This is a genomic window from Streptomyces sp. NPDC002787, assembly GCF_053592095.1.
Genome location: NZ_JBSFVC010000078.1, coordinates 1 through 5,716, shown reverse-complemented (window position 1 = coordinate 5,716; position 5,716 = coordinate 1). Strand labels below are relative to the sequence as shown.

Here is a 5,716-nt window from a genome sequence, read left to right as displayed (position 1 = left end):
TGCACACGCCCCGCAAATCACCGACAGCGAAGCAGCGAACGAAGAAGCCAACGACCCCACAACCCCGCCGCACAGGTTAAAGATCAAGCTAGGGCCTGTTGCGAAAGTCCAGGTCGCGTGGGGTCTGCCGTACATAGGTGGCTTTGTTGTCAGTGGTGCTGTGCATGATCGGCGCGTCAGCTCTTCGCGGAGGTGGGGAAGCGCCATGCCGATCACAAACCAGCAGGTAGCGGGGACACTCGTTCCTGCGGCAGATGTATGACGACTCGTACTTCCCTGATCAGGTGGTCGACCAGGGGAAGGTCGTCCTGCTGCGGCTGTGCGAGCGAATTGAGGCCGAGCAGCCGTCGGATCTGGCGACCTTGTATGCGCTCACCCAGGCTGCAACGGAGGAGTTCAACCTGCTGGACAGGGAGTTCGTGGCGGCCGGGAGCGGGATCGAGACGGTTGCGCGTGAGTGGATCGGTGACGAGTTTTGTTTCGTCGCGTCGGCATACGGGTTCACGGACGCGGATGCGGAGGTGCTGACCGCCGGCCGGGACTGGCGAGCTGGGACGGGAAGGCCACCTTCGATCAAAGCCATTCGTTAAAAGCTGCGATCAGGACGGTCGCCTCGTAGCGGACGGCGAGCTTGTCGTATCGCGTGGAGACGGCGCGGTGTCTCTTGAGGCGGTTGATCCCGCACTCGACCGCATGGCGCTCGCGGTAGTCGGCTGGGTCGAAATGCGGCGGTCGGCCGCCACGGGAGCCGAGCTTCTGGCGGTTGCGCGTTTGGTCGGCCTTGTCCGGGATGGTGCAGCGAATCCCGCGGCGGCGCAGGTAGGCGCGGTTTTTTGCGGGAGGCGTACGCCTTGTCAGCCCGCACCCGATGGGGGCGGACGCGTGGCTGGCCCTCCCCGATGCGGGGCACGCGGACCTTTGCCAGCACGGGTTCGAACTGCGGCGAGTCTCCACGCTGTCCTGCCGTCACCACGATCGGCATGGGCTTCTGACCCTGCTCAACTGCCAGGTGTAGCTTGGTGGTGAACCCGCCGCGCGACCTTCCTAGCCCGTGATCACGGGGCTCGACGAAGATGCCGCCCGGTGGTTCCTTCTGCAGGTCGCCCTGCTTGCGGGCCCCGGCCGCATCGCCGGCGGGGTGCAACCGCCTGCCAGCAAGTCGGCAGCCTCAGCAGCGGGATGTCGTCGCCGGACGTACAGCCGCCGAGGATGTATCCGTGGCCGGGGGCCAGCAGCTCCGGGACCAGAGCGTCGGCCAGTGTGAGGGAATGGCCCCCAGGGGCTTGCGGATGTGGTGTGTGCGCCGCTCGGTCTGTGGAGTCGGTCTGGCCGAAAGTGCGGTGAGAGTTCGCCCGTCGGGCTACGGGCGGCGCCAGAGAGGGAGACGGTGCCAGAACCCGACCCGTTGGTTCGGCCGTGGGTCGCCGGGGTCGTAGGCGGCCAGCAGCCGGCGGTCCCGGTTCCGGTTCTGGTCGATCTCCGCCGTCGAGTACCGGCGGCTCCAGCGGGCGTGGCCGTCCCGGATCCAGTAGTGCGACCGGCACGGGAGGGACCAGTTGCCGATCGAGGGGGCGAGGGACACATTCTCGCCGTCGTACGTGACGGACCATTGCGCCGGGGAGAGCGGTGTGATGACCTCGTGGCCACAGCCGCAGCAGCAGAGGTGACCGCAGGTGCGGTAGAGGATCGAGATGTACAGCACCCCCGCGTCCATCGCTGCAGGGAACGTGTCGGTGAAGACCGGGCGCATGGTGTCTTGCGCGGTCACGGCAGGTCCTCGTTGGCGATCTCGTTAGTGATCAGTGAGTACGTGGTGTGGCTCTCGTCGGAGGCGTCAGCGTAGATGCCGATGGAGCGTTTCCAGCGGATGACGGCCAGGACGGCGTTGCGGGCGTTGAGGTCCCTTGATCGACGTGAGGAACAACCGCTCCAGGGAGGCCTCGTCGGCGGCCTGGGCGAAGCAGACAGTCACGAACCGTTGTCCCGCTCCCTCCTGGGACAACATCGCAGTGATCACGTCGTAAGCCGCGTCATCGCTCCAGACAGCGTGCCCTTCCGGGGGCGGAAAGCCAGAGGCACGGCGCACCTGGTGCACCAGCCGCCGCAACAGATCAAACGTGGCCGGCCCGAACTCGCCGGTCTGCAGCTCCTCGAAAGCCCCACTTGCCATGAGCCACCCCCGATCCTGCACTCCCCGCTCGGCATGCGCAGCCGCCGACCTTCACGCCTGCATACACCAACATCCACACCCCAGGCGCGCGACGCGCCGAAGGCCCCCGAGCCTGCGCGCGGCCGTGTCATAGCCAGCGGTTCGCGCCGCTCGCGGGTCCTGCCTTCGTAGTTGGCGAGTTGCAGAACTTACCTTGCTGGTACGTGAGCTGTTACTCATCGTTGTTGGCAAGCGGCGCTCACGTTAGTTGGCGAGCCGGCGAGGTCTGTCCCGCTACTGAGAGTGGGACCCCGCGAGAATCTGCCTGCCTGCGTGACATCCCGCACCATGAGGGCGTTCACAGTGGCAAATTATCGTTTACGCCCTAGTGCGTTCTAGTCTGCTGCAGGGTCCTAATTGGTTTCCCGCCCGCTCTCCGCTGCAGCCATGTGAGATCGTGGTCCCCCAGCAGGCTGACAGCATCCTGATCCCTCCGCTGCTGTGGGACTCGGCTCTGCCCGTTCGCTGCGCAATGGCCTTGGACCCTTCCCAATTTGCGCGAGACTTGGCGCAGCGCACCGCCTCTCGGTTTCGGCAAGCGATCACAGCTGGACTGGGTTCCTGGCCGAAGCTCAAGCGCGCGCGGGGTGTCTGTCATCGGCGTCGTGCCGATCAGAAGGGGTGGGGTATGAGACGTCTGGGGTGGAAGAGGGTTGCGGGCGGCCTGGTTTTTGTGGGTTCGTTGGTGTTCCTTGCATGGACAGTCGTGCGTGAGGGATGGGGTGCAGGAGACCAGATCGCCAGCGTCATGGGAGGCGTGTTCCTTCTGAGCTCGGCGATCATGGTCAGGTTCGGCCGGCCTGCAACGGCGCCCGCGCCCATCGCGCCTGGCCCTCTGGCCGTCCCAGACGGGTGGGTGGACCGGGCGGAGGCCGACCAGGTGGTTGCTGCTGTCCTCGCACGCACCCGGCGGCGCTGGCGAGGGGGTGATGCTGTGGCCATCACCGCCGGTCTTCATGGTGCGGGCGGTTTCGGCAAGACGACATTGGCCCGGTTTGCCGTCGCCCAGCCGAAGGTCCGCAAGAGATTCCCTGGCGGGATCTGGTTCATCACGATCGGTCGTGACGTCCGGGGCCGGGCCGCGATCGCAGCCAAGGTTGCCACGGAGATGGCGCGTATCACGGCGGTCGAGTCTGCAGTGGGCGAGGATCCGGAGCAGGCCGGCGCTCAGCTGGGCAAGCTCCTCGCCTCGCTGCCGCGGACTCTGCTGGTGATCGACGACGTGTGGGAGGAGGAGCAGCTGCGGCCGTTTCTCATCGGTGCGGAACGGCAATGTGTCCGCCTAATCACCACCCGCAACCCGAGAGTGCTTCCCGCTCACGCCACGCTGATCGCGGTCGACCGTATGACATACGCTCAGGCCCGCATGGTCCTGACGCAGGATTTACCGCATCTGCCGGAACACGCGGTGGTCGACGATCTTGTCGAGGCGACCGGACGGTGGGTCCTTTTGTTGCGGATCGCCAACCGTGTCATGCGCGAGCAGCTGTCGACGGGTGCCGATGCGGACACTGTCGGACGGCGTCTTCTGGAGCGGCTGCGTGTGCACGGGCCTGCGTCCGGCGATCCGCAAAAGGATTTCGACCTCGACGACACCGACGAGCGGAACAGGGCCGTGCGAGCCAGTCTCGCAGCCGCCACCGAACTCCTGCCTCCCGATGGGGAGCACAGGTTCGCGGAACTTGGAGTCTTCGCTGAGGACGAGGCCGTCCCGATTGCGATGGTAGCTCGCCTGTGGGAGGGAGTGGCCGGTCTCGACGAGACAACCGCGCGCAGCCTGTGCAGGCAGATGGCCGATCTGTCCCTGCTCAGTCTCGACTCCGGCATCCCTGGCGGGACCGTGGCCCTGCACGACGTGATCCGCGATCATCTCCGAAAAGAGCTATCTGCTCGACTGCCCGTGGCGAACGCCGCTTTCCTCGACACCGTCACCTCTGCCGGCGAGGGCGGACCTGGGTGGTGGACTACATCTCACGAATACCTGCGGAACTTCCTCATAGCCCACCTGATGGACGCGGAGCGCACCTCGGATGCGGTCGCCGTTGCCACGGACTTCCGCTGGGTGCGCATGCGGTTGCACCACCACGGCCCCACCGCACCTCTTCGAGACCTCTCCCTGGTCCCTCATGCCGATGCAGCAGCTCTCGCTTCGCATCTGGAACGTGCCGCGCACCTCCTCACCCCTACCTCACCACCCCGGGCCCTCGATGCCGTGCTCCGCAGCCGCGTTCCAGGAGGTGCGGCGTGGCTGGCCGCCGCCGACGCGGTCCTGTCAGGGCCAGCACTCGTAGACCGGTGGACCCCGCCTGATCTGCCCAGCGCTGCGCTCCTGCGGACCCTTACGCATCAAGCACCCGTTGACGAGATGGCCTTCAGTCTTGATGGGACCCGCCTCGCCACCATTGACATCAGGGGCCAAGTCCGTGTCTGGGACGCCTCAAGCGGGGCGCCGATATGCGAACTGCCGCGTCGCAACCGTATGAGAGAGGTGGCGTTCAGCAACGGTGGAACGCATCTGCTCACCGTCGATCACCATGGCATCGTCTGCGGCTGGGATCTCACCACCGGATCGGAGCTGCACCAGTTCTTTCCAGGCAAATGCCGTGCTACCACCTTCAGTGCCGATGGCTGTCGTCTGTTCACCGGACTGGAGGACGGCGCGGTCACGACCTGGGACACGTACACCGGAGACAGGCTCAATGGATTTCAGGCACCGATCAGTAAGTCAAGTCGGCTTCTGGTGAGTCAGGACGGCACGACGCTGATCTTCTCCAGGCGTGGTGGCTTGCGTTTCTTCTCCTGCGACGCCGGCACAGGCAGCAATCTGCAGTCCCTGCAGGGCCGGCCTATGGCCCTCACAGCGGACGGAACTCACGTTGCTGCAACCCGGGGGCGAGACGTGGGCATCTGGAGTACGTCGTCCGGCGCGCGTGTGTATGAACTTCGCGACTGCCTCAACGTCACCGTGGCAGCGTTCAATGCCGACGGCACGGCACTTGCTGTCGGGAACCGTGAGGGCGTCGTGGAGGTGTGGGATCTCGGGACGAGGACACAGGTCCACCGCTTCCACCACGGATCGCAGTGCTCATCGCTGGGCTTCAGCCCGGACGGTCTGAGGCTCACAAGCGCCAGCATGGACAAGACGGTGCGGATCTGGGACCTCGCCGCCAGTTCGCCTCAGCCGCAGGAGATCTCTGTCGGTGTGGCAGCAGTCTCCGCCGAAGGAAGCCACGTCGCCGCTGTAAGCCGGGAAGGATTCTCCGTCTGGGACGCTGTGAGCGGCGTGCAGGTCCAGCGCTTCGCGAAAGGCGACGGAGTCACCGGACAGGAGCTGGAGTTCGTCGCCCCGCCCCTTTACGGAGATCAGGTCGATCTGCTGTCGACAGCTTTCACAGCCCCAGGCATTCGCTTCTGTCAATCCCCTCGAATCGTGGAGACCTTCCTATGCAGCCAGCCCCTCACCGAGGCTGGCCCAGTAGTCGTGTTCGTAGTCGATCGGGCTCTTGA

At 65.6% G+C, this 5,716-nt stretch carries 4 protein-coding genes and 1 pseudogene; 2 read left to right on the top strand and 3 right to left on the bottom strand.

Annotation, left to right across the window (positions count from 1 at the left end):
- Positions 1-254 precede the first annotated feature (254 nt).
- A complete protein-coding gene (locus tag ACWD26_RS43885) occupies positions 255-590 on the top strand; it encodes a DUF5713 family protein (RefSeq protein WP_451279352.1) in 336 nt (111 codons plus the stop codon).
- Here ACWD26_RS43885 and ACWD26_RS43880 read toward each other — a convergent pair.
- The 3 genes and pseudogenes from ACWD26_RS43880 to ACWD26_RS43870 form a co-directional block, all read right to left on the bottom strand.
- Positions 574-1,126: pseudogene (locus ACWD26_RS43880) on the bottom strand (IS5 family transposase); the annotation flags it as partial. The gene ACWD26_RS43885 and the pseudogene ACWD26_RS43880 overlap by 17 nt on opposite strands.
- Before the next feature lie 234 nt (positions 1,127-1,360).
- Positions 1,361-1,768, bottom strand: coding sequence for a DUF6527 family protein (locus ACWD26_RS43875; RefSeq protein WP_451279350.1), 408 nt, complete (start codon positions 1,766-1,768; stop codon positions 1,361-1,363).
- Positions 1,769-1,834: 66 nt separating this feature from the next.
- Positions 1,835-2,170 carry a hypothetical protein gene (locus tag ACWD26_RS43870; protein ID WP_451279348.1) on the bottom strand — a complete coding sequence of 112 codons (336 nt, stop codon included), beginning with the start codon at positions 2,168-2,170 and terminating at the stop codon, positions 1,835-1,837.
- 973 nt (positions 2,171-3,143) lie between these two features.
- Here ACWD26_RS43870 and ACWD26_RS43865 point away from each other — a divergent pair.
- A partial coding sequence (locus tag ACWD26_RS43865; RefSeq protein ID WP_451279346.1) for an NB-ARC domain-containing protein occupies positions 3,144-5,716 on the top strand: 2,573 nt, incomplete at its 3' end.